Origin of the sequence: Campylobacter parajejuni, from assembly GCF_046764905.1 — a bacterium.
Taxonomy (GTDB): domain Bacteria; phylum Campylobacterota; class Campylobacteria; order Campylobacterales; family Campylobacteraceae; genus Campylobacter_D.
The window spans coordinates 26,169-43,388 of the sequence record NZ_JBKORB010000001.1 but is presented as its reverse complement, the minus strand read 5'-3'; the positions used below and the strand labels follow the sequence as shown (position 1 = coordinate 43,388).

Here is a 17,220-nt window from a genome sequence, read left to right as displayed (position 1 = left end):
ATGCAAGAAAACGAAGAAACAAGACAAAGCCAAGAAACAACACAAAATGAAGAGCCAAATACTCAGCCAATAGAGAATGCAAGTGAAATTAACCAAGATAACCAAGAAAGCCAAGAAAGCGAAGTTAGTCAAGATACACAAGATAACCAAGTTAGCGAAAATGTGCTTAATGAAGCCAATACCACAACAGAGCTTAACGAAGAACAAATGCTTATAAAAATGCAAGAGCTTTTAAGCAAAAATGCATCGTGGTTGGAACAGGTAAAAATGAGTTTGTTTGCGATTTATCACTTGCATAAAAGCCATAAGGATATAAAAGAAAAATATGAGTTTGTTTTAAGTGAGTGCGTAAGGATAAAAGAAGAGCTGATAAGAAGCGTTGATGAGTTTAAAATCTTTTTGGATACGGATAAAAAAGAATTTTTAAAAATGATTGAAACAATGAGAACTTTAAACGCTGAGAACGCTTTAAAGGTTGAAGAGTGTAAAGAGCTTTTGAAAAATTTTGAAAATATACACGAGCTAGTAGAAAATACGCTTAATAGTATGAATGAGAAATTACAAGAAGGTAAAAATATCCACGCTTTAATCAGTGCTATGTATGAAGAGCTTAAAAGATACGATGCGCAAGCGATTATAACAGAGGCCAATAGGATTTTAGAAGAGCTTAAACAAGCAGCTAATGATTTAAGAGTGGAAGCAAGTCAGGTTAAAGATACAGCTATAACTGAAATCACAGAGTTAAAAGATAATTCTTTAAGCACTATTAACGAAACTAAAAATACAGCTATAACTGAAATCACAGAGTTAAAAGATAATTCTATAAGTGAAATCACAGAGTTAAAAGATAATTCTTTAAGCACTATTAACGAAACTAAAAATACAGCTATAACTGAAATCACAGAGTTAAAAGATAATTCTTTAAGCACTATTAACGAAACTAAAAATACAGCTATAAGTGAAATCACAGAGTTAAAAGATAATTCTATAAGTGAAATATCAAGCAAAAAAGAAGAAGCATTAGCTCAAATAGAAGAAATTAAAATAGAACAAGAGCAGAAAATAACAGAACTTGAAGAAAATAATACCCTTCAAGATGAAAAAATAGCGTCTTTGGAACAGGCTAAAGAAGAGCTTAGCACAGAGCTTAATAAAAAAGTCAAGTTTTTAACACAAAACCTTACTTGGAGTGTTGGAAGCGGGGGCGATTATGAAGATTTGCAAAGTGCGATTAATGCAGCTAGTCAATATATAAATCTAAACAATACCCATATCACACTTAACATTAAAGATGGTTATACCCTTACAAGCCCTGTTATCATAAGATTAAATCTTCCACTTGTAATAAGAGGTGAAAATGGTATAAGCGATACACTTAGAGTGGATTTAAATAATAAAGCTTGGCCTAGTTTTGGTCTTTATATCGAAAGCAAGGTCAATATACAAGATATAAGCATTGAAAGTGTTTCTGTTAATTGCCTTTTAATCTATATAGAAAATACAACAGCAAGTTTATATAATGTGAATTTAACTGGCAATGCTCCGGGCATTGTCTCAACAAATAAAGCTGATGTTAGTATAGACTATACGAACTTTAATAATATTTTTTCCGACCCTGAACTTTGTTATGATTTAAGTGCGTCTTCATCTAATGTTGTTTTAGGGGGTAATGTTGTTTTTAATACAAACAATCAAGCCTACGCAACAGCAATTAGAGCGTGTGTGGGTGGAAATATAAGTGGTATTTGGTGGGCATCTCAAACGCAAATAAAAGGCAATTATAAGGTTGGCATACAAGTAAATAATGCTTTTGTTTATAATGCAAATATAGCAATGACGGGGAATTTTACTTCTAAATACTCTCAAGCTCCACAAGTTTTAACCTCAAATGGGTTTATTTCACATAATATTTAAGGATAGATAATGAAAATAATCATAAAAAATAATGGTGTTATTTATAATGATTTAAACACTTCAATTTTAAAAAATCATATGAGTGCGGCAAGTGGCTTAATAGCACTTGTTAGAGATGATAGAAAACTAGGTTTTGATGAAAATCATTTTTTTATCGATGATATTACTCAAGAAGAGCTTAACAAAGGACTTGAAGCGGTAAAAGAAGTGCTTTTAAGTGCTGATGAAATAGAGCTTTTAAAAGAATATTTTGCTATGTTTTGTGAAGTTTCAAGCGAAGAAGCAAAACTTCAATACGCAAAAGAGTTTAAAAAATATGAGATAGATAAAGCAAAAAATGAAGCTATAGAAGGTGGAGTAAGCTTTAAAAATAAAATCTTTCAAAGCGCAGAAAGGGATAGGAATTTGCTTACAAGCACGGTGAGTCTTTTTGCTATTACAAAGCAATTGCCTGAAGGTTTTGTTTGGATTTCAAAAGATAATGAAGCCGTGCCTTTTACTCTAGAAGAGCTAACGCAACTTGGGGGACTTATGGCAAATTCGGTCAATATCAACACGATAAAAGCAAGAAACTTAAAAGATAAAATAGAACAAGCCCTAAGCGTAGAAGAAGTAGAAAATATCAAGTGGAGTGAATGATGGATTTAGCAGGAATGGTTAAAGAAGGGGCGATTTTAGGGAGCTTAACTTCATCGTCTTTGCTGGGGATTTTGGTGGTGGCTTTAGCGGGTGTGGCTTGGCATTTGTATAAAATCTTGCACGCTGAGAACAAAAAACAGCTAGGCGATTTGCTAGAAGAGCAAAAAAAATCTAACACACTCATCAAAGAACAAACCCTAGTTTATAAAGCGGCTAATGAAGGAATGAGTAAATTTATAGAGACTCATTGTGCCAAGACTAATGAAAAGCTCGATGACATAGAAGATGCCCTAAAGGATATTGACAATAAGCTTAATGTAGTTGTTGGCGAAAAGGGCTATAGTCTAAGGAATAAAGAATGATAAAAAGAGCAGTCGTAAAGCCTTTTGATAGTGGCTAGAGTTAATACAAATAAAGCGGTAAAAGTGTGTGAAATGCTGTGAAATGGGAAGAATGATTTAAGATGTGAAACTAAGAGATTTATACGGCTAGAGATTGAATGCGACTAAGATATAGCTAAGCGACAAGGCGTGGGAAGAGTCGCCTCATAAAAATAAATGCGATAAAGCCGCGCGCCTCATAAAGAGCAGGTAAATTTTAAGCTTTTTTGATAGGATAAAGAAAAAGAAAGCTTTTAAAAAATGATGAAAAATTTAAATGTTTAAAAATTTTTGCTTTCAAGGGGGTTTAAAAATAAAAATTTTTTGATGAAAAAATGAAAAAACTAAAAATACTTCAAATGGCTATTTTATAGACTTTTGCAAGATGTGAAAAAAATAAATATTTAAGCTAATTTTAACTTAAAATAAGCAATAATTCTAAGCAAAATTAAGAACTTGGCACAAAGAATTAAAGCTAAAGTTTTATTTTTTAGTTAAAATGATGATAAACTGCTTCTAAAAAAGCCTTTTTTAAAGGCTATGTAAAATTTATATGGATTAAAGATACTCATATTTTTCCTTTAATATTAGATTGCTTCGTTTCACTCGCAATGACGGAAGGTCAAGTCTCGCAATAATGAGAGCAAACATTATCCCTGACAATAAATTAATAAGCAAAATCTATTCCATTTTGGAGTGGAATGAAGAAGGAAAAAATGGTTGGTATTTGTCCTAGAAAGCTCTTTTTTAAAATATTTTTTACACATACTTTAAATTTGTTAAATGATACTAAATGATGTCTTTTTAAAGCTCTGATTTATAAGTTTTTATTTATCAATTAAAATGAAGCAACACAAGAAGTGATGGTGCGCTCGAAGGAATTCGAATCCCTGACCTTTTGAACCGCAATCAAATGCTCTATCCAGCTGAGCTACGAGCGCAAAATTAGAATTATATATAAATTTTCTTAAAATAAGCAAAAATTTTATTTTGTTTTTGGCTTTTTGTTTTCATCTAAATCAAATTCTTTGGTCTTTTTTGAATGATAAAATACAACACCTATAATCAAAATACAGCAAATCAAAAAAAAGATATAAAGCGTTCCATAGGGATTATCTTTTAAGAAGAGATTGTTTGTATTCATTCCAAAAAATCCCACAATTAAATTCAAAGGTAGAAAAATAGAAGAAAGTATGCTTAAAAGATAAATGCTTTTATTCATTTTTTCGTTTTTAATTGCACTTGTTAATGTATAAAGAGTATCAACTCTTACTAGTTGTTCTTTAGTATTTTTGCTTAAGATAGAGATGGATAAATTTAGAATTTTTAAATGTTTTTTGTATTGCGCCTGTTCGCTAAGCAAAAGATTAAAAGCTTCACTTAAAAGATTGATTTGCTTTAAATTTTTATTGATTTTTTGTCTTAAGACAAAGGATTTTTTGTAAAAATTTTTAACAAAGCCACCTTTTAAAATGATATTTTCTTTATGTTCTAATAAATTTTGAAAATGAGTATTTTGTATTTTAAAATCTTCTAAAATGGATTTAATAAAATTTGAAAATTCTTCTACACTGGAAAGCTCGAATTCTTCATCTTGAAGCTTGTAAATTTTTTCATCACTAAAAAGCCAAGTTTTTAAATTTAATCCCGCATAAACAAAAATTTTTTGTCCATAAATTTCACTATAAAAAGTTTCTAAATTCTTTGCTTGTAGGATTTTTCTTAAATTTTCATGCAGTTTTGGCATTTTATTTGCCTCTTAAATGATAAAAATTTCTTTTAAATTGTGTAAAAGCATTGTTTAAAATCGCCTCACGCATCCTTTTTGTCAAATCAAGATAATAATGCAAATTGTGCAAACTAGCTAAGCGAAAAAAGCTCAACTCCCTAGCTCTAAAAAGATGGTTTAAATAAGCACGCGAGAAATTAAGACAAGTATAGCACGAGCAAGCCTTGTCTATGGGTTCATTATCATTGATAAACTCAGCTTTTTTGATATTAAATTTTCCAAAACTTGTAAAAAAAGTCCCATTTCTTGCGTTTCTTGTTGGCATCACACAATCAAACATATCCACCCCTCGCTCAACATTTTCAACCAAATTTTCAGGGGTTCCAACGCCCATTAAATACCTAGGACGATTTTCATCCATAAAGGGGGTTAAATTCTGCACCGTTTCATACATTAGAGCATTTTCTTCGCCCACACTAAGCCCCCCAATAGCCAAGCCATCAAAAGATAGTTCATTTAAAGCCAAAGCACAACGCTTTCTTTCTTCATAGTCTGTTCCGCCTTGGATAATTCCAAAGATATTTTGTCCTAAACCTATGCCTTTATTTTGCATACTTTGATGATAAGTGATGGCTTCTTTTGCCCAAAGTAGGGTGCGATTTACCGAAGTTTTTATCCTTTCTTTGCTTGCAGGTAGGGCTACTAAATCATCTAAAATCATCATAATATCAGAGTTAAAATCATATTGCGTATCTAAAACACTTTTAGGCGTGAAAAGATGGCGACTTCCATCAATATGGCTTTTAAATTCTATACCTTCGTTAAAATGTTTGGAATTTTTACTCAAAGAAAAGGCTTGAAATCCCCCACTATCTGTTAAAAAGCTTCTATCAAATCGCGTAAAATTATGCAAACCTCCTAAATTTTTTATCACTTTTGAGCTAGGACGCAGGTATAAATGATAAGTATTGGCTAAAATAATCTTTGCATCAAGTTCATTTTTCATGTCATTTGCGTCAAGACTTTTTACCGCTGCGGCTGTGCCAACAGGCATAAAAATAGGAGTGTAAAAGCTAGAATGCGTGGTTTTTATTTCACATACTCTAGCATTGCCGTCTTTATGCTTTAATTTAAATTCCATTTGTTATAATTTCCTTTTTTGGAGTTAAGAATGAATCATATTTTAATCATAATAGATGGTATTTTAGCAAAGCATTTCTTAGAAAGGCTTTGTTTGGAGAAAGGCTTGGGTTATTTTTTCACGGTGGTATGTCAAAATAGTGAAAAAAACAACTTAAATATTTCTAGCGAATACATTGATTTACATTGTTTTGATTCTACGAGTGTGGCACGCCTTGAAGGCATTATGAATAAAGATTTTAAACAAGCTTTTATTTATATGCAGGATGAATTTGAGACTAAAAAAAGCTATGAGGCTTTGCGTTCTTTAAATGCGGATTTAGAGATAGAAATAATGGATTTTTGGGGTTTAACTATCAATGATACTCATACAAATTTAGCCGATGCTAGAATGACTTTAAGCCGCCGTTTTATGGACTTTTTGCCTGATATTGCTTTAACGGCTCAGTATATAGGATTGGGTGTTGGAGAGATTATGGAGGTGAAAATTCCAGCAGGGTCTATTTTTGCTTACAGGCACATCAGTTCTATACAGCAAAAAAGATGGCGTATCGTGCTAATTTATAGGAATTCTAAAATTTATTTTGTAAAGCCTTCTTTTGTTTTGGAGCCAAATGATAGCATTTTGATTGTGGGTGATCCTGTTGTTTTACAAAGCATTTTTCATAATATAAGAGGTAAGGCGGGGCAGTTTCCTATGCCTTTTGGAAGCAATGTTTTTGCTTTGATTGATATGAAAAATATGAGTGAAAAAATGCAAGAAAGGGTGCTTGATACGACTTTAAAACTTAAGCAAAAAATCAATGCAAAGAAATTTTTTATTCATATTATTAATCCCAAATTAAGCCCAGTGTATGAGAGATTGAAAAAACTTTGCGAAGAGCAAGAAGGTGTGTTTTTTGATTATTTTAACACAGATTTAAAGCAAATGCCTAAGTGGCTACAAAATAATGACATAGGCTTAATCCTAAGCGATATGAAAAATTTTGAAAAAGAAAAAAAGGTTTTTTTTGATTTGAAAATTCCCATTATGAAAGTAGGAGAGGTGCCCTTTGATGAGCTAAAAGAAGCGGTTATTTTAAGTGCAGATGAGAGTGAGCTTGAAAATAATGCTAATGTGATTACGGATTTGAGCAAACAGCTTGATTTTGGAGTGCTTTTGTATTATTACAATCCAAATTCTCAAAATACCACAGATATGGAAGAGTATTTTAGAAGCCTATCGAAGCTTTATGATAAAAATATACAAATCATCACTAAAAACGCTGAAAATCCTCTTTTAAATTTACAATACCGCAATGATTTATTGCAATTTGTAAGCTTTGAGAAGGAATTATTAAGCGGGGATTTTGCTAAAAATTTGAGTATGAATTTAAACAGGCATTATTATAAAATGAGACAAAATTACCAACTTTTCATACCCGTAGAATAAATGATTAATCAAGTGTGATAGAATAAAACAAAAAAGAGTGAAAAATGCAAGTAGAAATTAATTTAAAAGAAAATGCTTATAAGGTTTATATAGACGAGCTTGAAAATTTAAGCTTGGATACTAAGGTTTTTATACTTTCAAATCCTAAAATTTCAGGGCTTCATCTTCAAAGTTTGCTTTCAAAAATCAAGGCTAGGGAAATTTTTATCGCTACGATTAAGGACGGGGAAGAATATAAAAATTTAGCCACCCTAGAAGAAATTTTAAATCAAATGTTTAATTCTAAACTTGATAGAAAGAGTGTTTTAATCAGCTTTGGGGGTGGGGTGATTAGCGATATGGGTGGATTTGCGGCTAGTATTTATCAAAGGGGGATTGAGTTTATTAATATCCCCACCACTCTTTTAGCTTGTGTAGATGCAGCAGTGGGGGGTAAAACGGGGGTCAATAATGCTTATGGTAAAAATCTTATTGGCACTTTTTATCAACCTAAAGCTGTGTATTGTGAGAATAAATTTTTAAGGACCTTAAGTCCAAAAGAGCTCAGTGCTGGTATGGCTGAATTTATCAAAATGGCAGTAATGTTTGATGAAAAAATACTTGAATTTATAGAGAGTATGGATGCAAAAAGCTTTTTAAATGCAAGTTGTGAGAATGAAATTTTTACTCAAATCATTGCAAAAAGTGTAGAACTTAAGGCTAGGGTTGTTGAGCAAGATGAAAAAGAAGCAGGGCTTAGAATGCTTTTAAACTACGGACATACCTTTGCTCATGTGATAGAAAATTTGACAAATTATAAGCTTTATTTACACGGCGAAGCTGTGGCTGTGGGTATGAATATGGCAAATCATTTGGCTTTAAATTTAGGGCTTTTAAGCAAGATGGAGAGTCAAAGGATAGAAGATATTTTGCTTAAATTTAAGCTGCCCGTGTCTTATAAAATCAAAAATGTAGCTGAATTTTATGAGGCTTTTTTCAGGGATAAAAAAAGCTCAAATCAAAAACTTAACTTCGTTCTTGCTAACACTTTAGGCAAGGGCGTGATAAAAGATGATATTGCTAAAGAAGATATAATCGCCACTTTAAGAGAATTTCAATGAAAAAAATTTTCATTTTGCTTTTTTTTGCTCTTTTTGCTTGGGCTGAGTTTAATCAAAGCGGGATTAAAAATAATTCAAATGATAGCCTAAATGAAAGCATTAATTCAAGTATTTGGAATACGCATTATGAAAATTTTATGCACTATCAAAACATTCACGATGAATTAATGCTTTTAACTTTTAAGTTAAAAAATAGCCAAAATGCCCACGAGCAAGAAGAGCTTAAGCATAAAATCGCCCTTTTAGAAGAGCAATTAAGCTTACTTAAAGAGTATAAGGACCTAAATTTCGCCCAAAGCCTAAGCGCTCCTGATGAGATAGAAATTCTCCCTAAGCTTACTAATCCTTTGGCGATTATAGGAGCTTTTTCTCATATTAAAAAACTCAAAGAACAAAAAGAAGAATACGCTTTTAAATTTAATGATTTTAAAAATTTAGTGGATAAAATCAAAGAGAAAAACTTAGAATTTAAAGAACGCACCAGACTTAATCCTAGCGTTAAAAATTTAGAAGAATTAAAAGCCTTAGACAAAAAATTAGAAGAATTCAGCCAAGCTTTAAATTTTGCTAGTGTTTCTTATGCGGTTTATGAAAAAAAGATAGATGAAGAGCTTTCAAGGGTCAGTGCTGAGATTAAGGTGCAAAGCCTAAGGGCTGTGAATATTCTTGTGGCTATTATCATAGTTTTAGCCCTAGCTTTTATGCTAAAATTATTAGCTAAAAAATATATTAAAGATAGCGAACGCTACTACACGGCTACAAAGATTATTAATTTTATCAATTTAAATATCATTTTTCTTATCCTGCTTTTTGCTTATATAGAAAATATCACTTATCTTGTAACCATACTGGGTTTTGCTTCTGCGGGTTTGGCTATTGCGATGAAGGATATGTTTATGTCTATGCTAGGATGGTGTGTGATAGTCTTTGGAGGAAGCTTTAGGGTGGGAGACCGCGTTAAGGTTTTTCAAAACGATACTGCTTATATAGGCGATATTATTGATATTTCTTTTTTACGCATTACGCTTTATGAAGAACTTACTCTTGAAACTTATAGCAAAAATCGCCGCAGCGGACGCATTATATTTATACCTAATAATTATGTTTTTACTAATTTACTTGCAAATTACACTCATCACGGGATGAAAACCGTGCTTGATGGCATTGATATAAGCCTTAGCTTTGATAGTAATTTAGATAAGGCTCAAGAAATTGTAGAAAATATCGTTACACGCCACGCTAAAGGCTACACAGAACTTGCCAGAAAAAATATGACTCGCTTGCAGCGTGAATATAGCATTAAAAATCCTAAGGTGGAGCCGAGATTTTTTGTGTTTTTTGAGCATTGGGGTATGCGAATTTCTGCTTGGTATATGACCAATGCCTATGCGGCTTTGGTTCTTAGAAGCACCATTAGCAAAGAGCTTATAAAAGAATTTAACAAACATAAAGATATAAAAATCGCCTATCCGTCTCAAAATTTATATTTAGGAAAATTAAATCAAACTCATTTTGAAACTAAAGGGGATAAAGATTGAAAGAAAAAGTTTTTTTTAAAACCTTTGGATGTCGCACAAATATCTATGATACTGAGCTTTTAAAAAGCTATGTTAAAGACTATGAAATTATCAATGATGAAGAAAAAGCTGGGATCATTGTTGTAAATTCTTGCACCGTTACGAACGGAGCTGATAGCGGAATAAAATCTTATGTCAATACTATGCAAAAAAAGGGCATTAGGGTCATACTTACAGGTTGTGGGGCTGTGAGTAAGGGCAGGGAGCTTTTGGATAAAAAGCAGGTTTTTGGAGTGCTTGGAGCTTCGCATAAGCATAAAATCAATGAATTTTTAGGTGCTAAGACAAGCTTTTATGAGCTTGGGGATTTAAATTTTATTGACAAGGACATAGTTTGTGAGTATGAAAATCACACTAAGGCTTTTGTGAAAATTCAAGAAGGCTGTGATTTTGCTTGTTCTTATTGTATTATTCCTAGTGTGCGAGGCAAGTCAAGAAGTGTGGATGAAAAGGCTCTTTTAAAACAGGCTGCAATTTTGGGGGCTAATGGTTATAGTGAGCTTGTTTTAACAGGAACCAATATAGGCTCATATGGGCTTAAAAACGGCACAAGTTTAGGCAAACTTTTGCAAAAAATGGGGCAAATTTCAGGGATAAAACGCATAAGATTAGGCAGTTTAGAGCCTGCGCAAATTGATGAGAGTTTTTTAGAAATTTTAAGTGAGCCTTGGCTAGAAAGGCATTTGCATATAGCCTTACAGCATACAAGCGAGAAAATGCTTCGCATTATGAGAAGAAGGTCGCACACGAATGATGATTTGAAGCTTTTTCATAGCATAGCTGCTAAGGGTTATGCCTTAGGCACTGATTTTATCGTGGGACACCCCGGCGAGAGTGAAGAGCTGTGGGAAGAAGCTTTGAGACATTTTAGAGAATTTCCACTTACGCATATTCATGCTTTTATTTTTAGTCCTAGAAACAACACCCATTCTGCTAGTATGAAAGAGCTTGTAAATGGAGCCTTAGCCAAAGAAAGACTTAATATTTTAAAGAGCTTAGTGCAAAAGAATAATTATGATTTTAGAAAAAAGCATAAAATTCCACTTGAAATTCTAGTAGAAAATCAAAAAGATGGATTTTTTGAAGGGTATGACCAATTTTTTAATAAGATTAAAATCAAAAGCGATAAAGATATAGCTAAAGAATGGCTTATTCTAAGGCATTATGAAGTGCAAGAAAAATATAATTTTGTAAATTTAAAAGGCTAGAGAATGAAAAATAAAAAGATAATTTTAGTCTCTTTTATGATTTTATGTGTGCTTTTTGGAATTTTGTATTTTAAAAATGAGCCAAAATACATAGATGAAAATCTGTATCAAAGTTTGCTAAATCAAAATTTAATCCAAAAAGCTGTGGTGGATAAGGATGAAATTTGGCTAAAAACCGAGAGTGATAGCTATGTGATTATAAAAGACGGGGTGGATATAAAAACACTTTTAGCTAAGGTGCCTGTGGAAATGAAAAAAGACAACACGCTTTGGGTGTTTTTTATCTTGCTTGTTTTTGTAATAATGCTTTTATTAAGCCTTAGTTTTTTTGCAAGGAAGAAAGAATTAGCCAAATATCCCATATCCACTAAGAAAAACCCAAGTCAAGCTCCTGCTATAAATTTGGAGCATACCCAGATTAAGCCCGTGATTTCAAACATTACTTTTAATGATGTAGCGGGCGTAGATGAAGTAAAAATGGAGCTTAGTGAGCTTGTGGATTTTTTACAAAATCCTAAAAAATATAAAGAATTTGGCGTAAAAATGCCAAAGGGTGTTTTAATGGTAGGTCCTCCGGGTGTGGGAAAAACATTGATTGCAAAGGCAGTTGCGGGAGAAGCGGGGGTTCCTTTTTTTTATCAAAGTGGTTCTAGTTTTGTTGAAATTTATGTGGGTATGGGTGCAAAAAGAGTAAGAGAGCTTTTCTCTAAGGCTAAAATGATGGCACCTAGCATAGTTTTTATCGATGAGATTGATGCTGTGGGTAAGGCAAGGGGCGAAATGTCAAATGTGGAAAGGGATAGCACCTTAAATCAGCTTTTAACCCAAATGGACGGCTTTGAGGATAATAGCGGTGTCATAGTCATAGCTGCGACAAATAAAATCGAGCTTATGGATTCTGCCTTACTTCGTTCAGGGCGTTTTGATAGGAGAATTTTTTTATCCTTGCCTGATTTTAAAGATAGACTTAAAATTTTAGAAATTTATATGAAGGATAAAAATAACAATGTCAATTTAAGTAAAATTGCTAAAGCAAGTGTGGGCTTTAGCGGGGCAGGGCTTGAGACCTTGGTTAATGAAGCAGCCATTAATGCTTTAAGAAGAAATAGTTCTTTGGTGGAAGAAAGTGATTTTTATGCGGTTCTAAGCAAAGTTCTTTTAGGCAAGAAAAAGATTTTAAGCTTTAATGATGAAGAGAAAAAAATTCAAGCTACTTATCAAGCGGCAAAGGCTTTGAGTGCGTATTATTTTGATGTGGGTTTTGAAAAAATCACTCTTATGGAAGAGCGATTTAAAGAATATGAGCATAATATTAGGTCTAAATCCGAGCTTATAAATCGTATAAAAGTCTATCTAGCAGGCTCTAGAGCTATGAGTTTGATTTATAATGAAAGCTATACCAATGCGCAAAATGATTTTTTAAAAATCAAAGAATTGCTTGAATATATGATAAGTTTTGATATGCTAGAGGAGCCAAATTTAAGCGAACAAAAAAAAGAAATGGATGTTTTTTTAAGCTCTATGAAAGATAAAATTCTCAAATTAGCCGAGCTTTTACTTGAAAAAGAAAAAATAGAATACGATGATATTAAAAATATAATGCAAATTTAATTTTTAATCATCTATTTCTTTATGCAAGAGCGTTCCGTTGAAATCTATGAGAATTTTTATGCCATTATCGAGTTTGATTTTGTAATGATTGATTTTTCTTTCGATTTCTCTGATTTTTGTATTGGGAAATTCGTTTTTGACTATACTGGCTATTTGAGGCAAAAAATCCAAGTTAAAAGGATGGCTTTTATTTTCGATTTCTTTCCAAGCCCCATCTATGTCAAACTCAAGCTCCGTTCCATCACTAAGATACACTTCATAGGAATTTTTGTCTTTTTGGACTATGCCTACTTGGGCTTTAAAATGAGTTCGCAAAAATTCCTTAGAAATGCTAGGTAGATTTTCAGCAGATATTATAATATCAGCATTTAAAGCTGTGCTTAAAAGGGCAATCAGGCTGAAAATTTTGATTTTCAATGTTTTTTCCTTATTATTTTTCGCAAAATTGTAAAGAATTTATGTGAATTTTATGTGAATTTAAAGACAATGTTATAAAAAATAAAAGGTTATATTTGCTTACAATTTTTTTAATTTTTTTGAATGTTTTATGTTATTTTTTAATTTCTTATAATTATTATGATATTTTTGGACTTAATATTTGGGTTTTTAGGGGCTTGTATTGGCAAGTTTTAACTTCGATGTTTTTGCATGGCAATTTAACCCATCTTATTTTAAATATGATAGTTTTGTTTCAGTTTGGTCGTATTTTAGAAGGATATTTAGGCTCTTTACGCTTTGTTTTATTATACCTTATAGGCGGTTTGCTTTGCGGGGTTTTAAGTGCTTTTTATGTGTATTTTTCTTGGCATTATTTTCATCAGGCTATTAATCTTGTGGGTGCAAGTGGGGCGATTTGTGTTTTGATGGGTTATTATGCACTGCTTGATAGAAGTAGCACCAAGGGACTTATAGTAGCGATTTTGCTTATGAGTTTTGCGCCTCTTCTTATGGGGGTTAATGTGGCTTGGTATAGTCATATTTTTGGTTTTATAAGTGGCTTTATTTTAGGAAGGTTGCAAGAAAAAAAGGGTTGAGAAAAAAAGATGAAGAAAATTTATATCATAAGGCACGCAAAAGCACGCAAGGATGAAAATATTAATGATTTTGACAGAAAACTTACCAAAAGCGGCAAGCAAGATTTAAAAAAACTTTGTAAAAATCTTATTTCCTATGAAATACAACCTGATTTTATACTATCAAGTCCTGCGGCTAGAACAGCTAAAACAGCAAAAAAACTGGCTAAATTTTATAATTTTGATAAAACTCAAATTTGTTTTGATGAGAACTTATATCTTTGCGATGTTAAGATTTTGTTAAAAGTTTTACAAGGCATTGATAAGCAATTTGATGAAGTATTTTTAATCGGTCATAATCCTTCTTTAATGGAGCTTTCAGAGTTATTAAGCTCTTTGTGTTTGGCATCTTTTCCTACTTCTTCTGTGCTGTGTTTGGAATTTGATATTAAAGAATTTAAGAATTTAAAAGAACACAGCGGAAAATTAGTCTTTTTTGAACATGTGAGAAAACTAAAAGAGGAAAAAGACTTGGACACTTAAGTCCAATGTCTTATTTCCAGCCTTCTATATAATTTTTGAGTTTTCTTCCTACCTTAGGATGTTTGAGCTTTTTTATAGCCGAGCTTTCTATTTGTCTAACCCTCTCACGCGTTACATTAAGCTCCTTGCCTATTTCTTCTAAGGTTCTATCGCTTTCATCATCCATCAAACCAAAACGCATACGAATCACCGCTCTTTCTCTATCGTTTAACTGGTCTAAAACTTCATCGATCTGTTCTTTTAAGTCATCTTTTAAAATATGATCCATAGGAGAAAGCGAAGTTCTATCCTCCACAAAATCTCCAAATTTACCATCATCTTCATTTCCTATTGGAGCTTCAAGGGATATGGGTTCTTTTGTGATTTTAATCACTTGCTTAACCTTATCCACACTCAAACCCACTTCTTTGGCTATAACACCAACATCAGGTTCTTTGCCATCTTTTTGTAGATGTTCGCGTATAATTTTGTTGATTTGATTGATGGTTTCTATCATATGGATGGGGATTCTTATGGTTCTTGCTTGATCAGCTATTGCCCTTGAAATAGCTTGTCTAATCCACCAAGTTGCATAAGTAGAGAATTTATAACCCCTTTTGTATTCGAATTTATCCACAGCTTTCATCAAGCCTATATTGCCTTCTTGGATAAGGTCCAAAAAAGGCAAACCGCGATTGGTGTAGCGTTTGGCTATGCTAACAACAAGGCGTAAGTTTGATTTTGCCATTCTGCCCTTAGCTTCATCAGAAATTTTCTTACCCCTTTTGATTTGTTCTAAAATTTCTTTTAAACGCGATTTTTCCAAATCAAAGCTTTTCTCACTGGCTTCTTTAGTTTGGAAAAGCTTTTTAATCTCCATATAAGTGCTTACCATAGTTGTTTCTAAGGCTCGCTCTGTGATTTCTTCTTTGCTTAATTTTGTGATATCTTTTAAAATATCTGCATGGCGTTTTTTAAGTTCATCTGAAAACATAGGCAAGCGGTATTCTAAGCGTTTAAGTTCTTTGTCAAATTCTTCATCACTTTTGAGTGCAGTTTCCATTGATTTTACAATCTCACTGATAAGTTTTGAAGTAGGACCTAGATCCATTAATTTTTCTTTTAAAATATTTTTTTTAAAGGCTATGCTTAATCTATCTAAAAGCTCATCTCCACTTTCTTTGTCTTTAGATGCTTTTAGCCAATCTTTTTTAGCCTTTTCTAGGGCTTTAAATTTTTCTACAACTTTTAAAGTCCTTTCATCTTCTTTTTTGTTATTTTTCTTAGCATTTTCTTCATCTACTTCTAGTTCTGTTTCATTTTCTTCATCTTCATCTATATCAAGTTCATCAAGTTTGTCATCACTTTTTTCTTCATCATCAAAGCTTTTAAATAACTCCTTAACTCTTCTTTCTCGGTTGATTAAAGGTTCTTTATAATCTAAGATAAAATCGATTAAATAAGGCACAGAGCAAAAAGCGTCAATGATAATATCTTCACCCAATTCTATTTTTTTAGAAATTTCAATTTCTTCATCTTTGTTTAATAAAGTAATTTGCCCCATTTCTCTCAAATACATACGCACAGGCGAATCCGAACGGCTCCATTCTAGCAAATCGTTTTCGTTGGCTAAGTCAAATTCATTCTCAAGGCTTGTATCTTGGAGTTTTTGTTTTTCTTCCTCAAGTCTTTTTGCATCTTCAATGTTTTTCATTTGTGCGATTTCAGCTGCTGAAAAAAGTTGCACTTTGTGTTTTTTTATCAAGGCTTGTACTTTTTTAGCAGTTGATGCGTTAGGTTGTTTTTTAAGATATTTTACTAGTTTTTCATAGGTAATATAATCTTTTGCATTTTCTTGAAATAATTCTTCTAACTGGGCTTCTTGGGTTTTGGCATTCATTGATTATCCTTGAAATTTATATAAGCTTTGGATTCTAGCTAAAAATTGCTTAACTTTCTATGATAAATCGGTTTTTATACTTATGATTTGAATATTTTTTCAAATTTTTCTAATGCCCTATTGAAATTGTAATTTTTTCTTTTTAGGGTGTAAAATTTACGCTTTAGGTTGATATTTTTTAATTTAATTTCATAAAGTGTTGAATTTTTTAATTCTTTTTCAATGCTTTTTTTAGAAAAAATAGAAATTGCTTTTTTCTGCAGAACAAGTTCTTTAATCGCAGCCATTCTATCAAGTTCAAGAAAAATATTAAGTTTTTTTGAACTTATACCAATTTCGTGTAAAAATTTATCCCTTAAGCCCGAGCCTACTTCCCTTAAAATCCATTTTTGTTCCAAAAGCTCATCGATATAAAATTCTTTTTTATTGAGTTTTTTATCACTTGTTGCTACTATAAGTTCATCATCTTGCCAAAAATTTATTTCTAAATTCTCGTATTCTATTGAGCTTAAGTCAAGTTCTGCTTCGATGATTGCAAATTCTACATTGCCATTTTTTAGCAAATTTAAGCATTCTTTGGAATTTTGTGTTTGAGAGTGAATTTCTATATTTTTAAATTCTGCCTTAAAATCAAACAAAATAGGAGCTAAAAAATGCTCAGCAATACTTTGAGTGGAAGCGATTTTTATTCTGCCTAAGAGCATACTTTCATCATTTAGTTTTTCTAAACTTTTATGATAATCTTGTATGATTTTTGACCAGTTTTTCCCTAGTTCTAAGGCTTTGGGTGTGGGTAGGAGTTTTTTTCCAAGCCTTTCAAATAAAATGCCATTAAATTTATTTTCTAAATTTTTAATAACTATTGAAACATTGGGCTGAGTTATAAAAAAATTATTGGCTGTATGGGTTGGACTTTGAGTATTTAAAAGGTCTAAAAAAATTTCTATGTCTTTAATTTTCATAAAATAATCCTCTCATTTTAATAAAATAAATTTATTATAAAAATTAAAATAATATATTTTTATAATTTTAATAAAAAAAATATAATAACGCAA

The 17,220-nt window shown here is 31.9% G+C and carries 15 protein-coding genes and 1 tRNA gene; 10 read left to right on the top strand and 6 right to left on the bottom strand.

Features of this window, described 5'->3' with window-relative positions:
- From ACLL8X_RS00220 to ACLL8X_RS00210, 3 genes are read left to right on the top strand one after another with little or no spacing between them, the layout of a single operon-like run.
- Complete coding sequence (locus ACLL8X_RS00220) at window positions 1–1,914, top strand: hypothetical protein (protein WP_411988949.1); 1,914 nt, start codon at window positions 1–3, stop codon at window positions 1,912–1,914.
- Between the two features lie 9 nt (window positions 1,915–1,923).
- Window positions 1,924–2,553 (top strand): DUF4376 domain-containing protein, encoded by a 630-nt coding sequence (locus ACLL8X_RS00215; RefSeq protein WP_411988948.1) that lies wholly within the window; start codon window positions 1,924–1,926, stop codon window positions 2,551–2,553.
- A complete protein-coding gene (locus ACLL8X_RS00210; protein ID WP_411988947.1) occupies window positions 2,553–2,915 on the top strand; it encodes a hypothetical protein in 363 nt (120 codons plus the stop codon). The genes ACLL8X_RS00215 and ACLL8X_RS00210 overlap by 1 nt, the downstream gene beginning before the upstream one ends.
- A gap of 882 nt (window positions 2,916–3,797) precedes the next feature.
- Here ACLL8X_RS00210 and ACLL8X_RS00205 read toward each other — a convergent pair.
- The 3 genes from ACLL8X_RS00205 to tgt all read right to left on the bottom strand — a co-directional run bounded on the left by ACLL8X_RS00205 (window position 3,798) and on the right by tgt (window position 5,803).
- A tRNA-Arg gene (locus ACLL8X_RS00205) sits at window positions 3,798–3,874 on the bottom strand.
- Window positions 3,875–3,918: 44 nt separating this feature from the next.
- The gene (locus tag ACLL8X_RS00200; protein WP_411988946.1) at window positions 3,919–4,680 is read right to left on the bottom strand and encodes a CorA family divalent cation transporter; all 762 of its coding nucleotides are present in this window, start codon (window positions 4,678–4,680) and stop codon (window positions 3,919–3,921) included.
- A gap of 1 nt (window position 4,681) precedes the next feature.
- Window positions 4,682–5,803 (bottom strand): tRNA guanosine(34) transglycosylase Tgt, encoded by a 1,122-nt coding sequence (gene tgt, locus ACLL8X_RS00195; RefSeq protein WP_411988945.1) that lies wholly within the window; start codon window positions 5,801–5,803, stop codon window positions 4,682–4,684.
- A 30-nt stretch (window positions 5,804–5,833) separates the two neighbouring features.
- On the opposite strand from tgt, the gene ACLL8X_RS00190 reads away from it, so the two are divergent.
- The 5 genes from ACLL8X_RS00190 to ACLL8X_RS00170 are packed head-to-tail and all read left to right on the top strand — an operon-like array spanning window position 5,834 to window position 12,730.
- Window positions 5,834–7,234: a COG3400 family protein gene (locus ACLL8X_RS00190; protein WP_411988944.1), complete on the top strand. Its 1,401-nt coding sequence runs from the start codon at window positions 5,834–5,836 to the stop codon at window positions 7,232–7,234.
- 44 nt (window positions 7,235–7,278) lie between these two features.
- Window positions 7,279–8,334: a 3-dehydroquinate synthase gene (gene aroB / locus ACLL8X_RS00185; RefSeq protein WP_411988943.1), complete on the top strand. Its 1,056-nt coding sequence runs from the start codon at window positions 7,279–7,281 to the stop codon at window positions 8,332–8,334.
- Window positions 8,331–9,872, top strand: coding sequence for a mechanosensitive ion channel domain-containing protein (locus tag ACLL8X_RS00180; RefSeq protein WP_411988942.1), 1,542 nt, complete (start codon window positions 8,331–8,333; stop codon window positions 9,870–9,872). The genes aroB and ACLL8X_RS00180 overlap by 4 nt, the downstream gene beginning before the upstream one ends.
- Entirely contained in the window at window positions 9,869–11,119 is a 1,251-nt protein-coding gene (gene mtaB / locus ACLL8X_RS00175; protein WP_411988941.1) for a tRNA (N(6)-L-threonylcarbamoyladenosine(37)-C(2))-methylthiotransferase MtaB, read from the top strand. The genes ACLL8X_RS00180 and mtaB overlap by 4 nt, the downstream gene beginning before the upstream one ends.
- Before the next feature lie 3 nt (window positions 11,120–11,122).
- Window positions 11,123–12,730 carry an AAA family ATPase gene (locus ACLL8X_RS00170; RefSeq protein WP_411988940.1) on the top strand — a complete coding sequence of 536 codons (1,608 nt, stop codon included), beginning with the start codon at window positions 11,123–11,125 and terminating at the stop codon, window positions 12,728–12,730.
- A 3-nt stretch (window positions 12,731–12,733) separates the two neighbouring features.
- Here ACLL8X_RS00170 and ACLL8X_RS00165 read toward each other — a convergent pair whose 3' ends face one another.
- Window positions 12,734–13,147 (bottom strand): PepSY-like domain-containing protein, encoded by a 414-nt coding sequence (locus ACLL8X_RS00165; RefSeq protein ID WP_411988939.1) that lies wholly within the window; start codon window positions 13,145–13,147, stop codon window positions 12,734–12,736.
- A gap of 95 nt (window positions 13,148–13,242) precedes the next feature.
- Between ACLL8X_RS00165 and ACLL8X_RS00160 the strand changes: the two genes are divergently transcribed.
- A complete protein-coding gene (locus tag ACLL8X_RS00160; protein WP_411988938.1) occupies window positions 13,243–13,764 on the top strand; it encodes a rhomboid family intramembrane serine protease in 522 nt (173 codons plus the stop codon).
- A gap of 9 nt (window positions 13,765–13,773) precedes the next feature.
- Complete coding sequence (locus ACLL8X_RS00155; protein ID WP_411988937.1) at window positions 13,774–14,286, top strand: SixA phosphatase family protein; 513 nt, start codon at window positions 13,774–13,776, stop codon at window positions 14,284–14,286.
- Window positions 14,287–14,296: 10 nt separating this feature from the next.
- Here ACLL8X_RS00155 and rpoD read toward each other — a convergent pair whose 3' ends face one another.
- Window positions 14,297–16,165, bottom strand: coding sequence for an RNA polymerase sigma factor RpoD (rpoD, locus tag ACLL8X_RS00150; protein ID WP_411988936.1), 1,869 nt, complete (start codon window positions 16,163–16,165; stop codon window positions 14,297–14,299).
- Window positions 16,166–16,245: 80 nt separating this feature from the next.
- Window positions 16,246–17,127, bottom strand: coding sequence for a LysR substrate-binding domain-containing protein (locus ACLL8X_RS00145; protein WP_411988935.1), 882 nt, complete (start codon window positions 17,125–17,127; stop codon window positions 16,246–16,248).
- Window positions 17,128–17,220 lie beyond the last annotated feature (93 nt).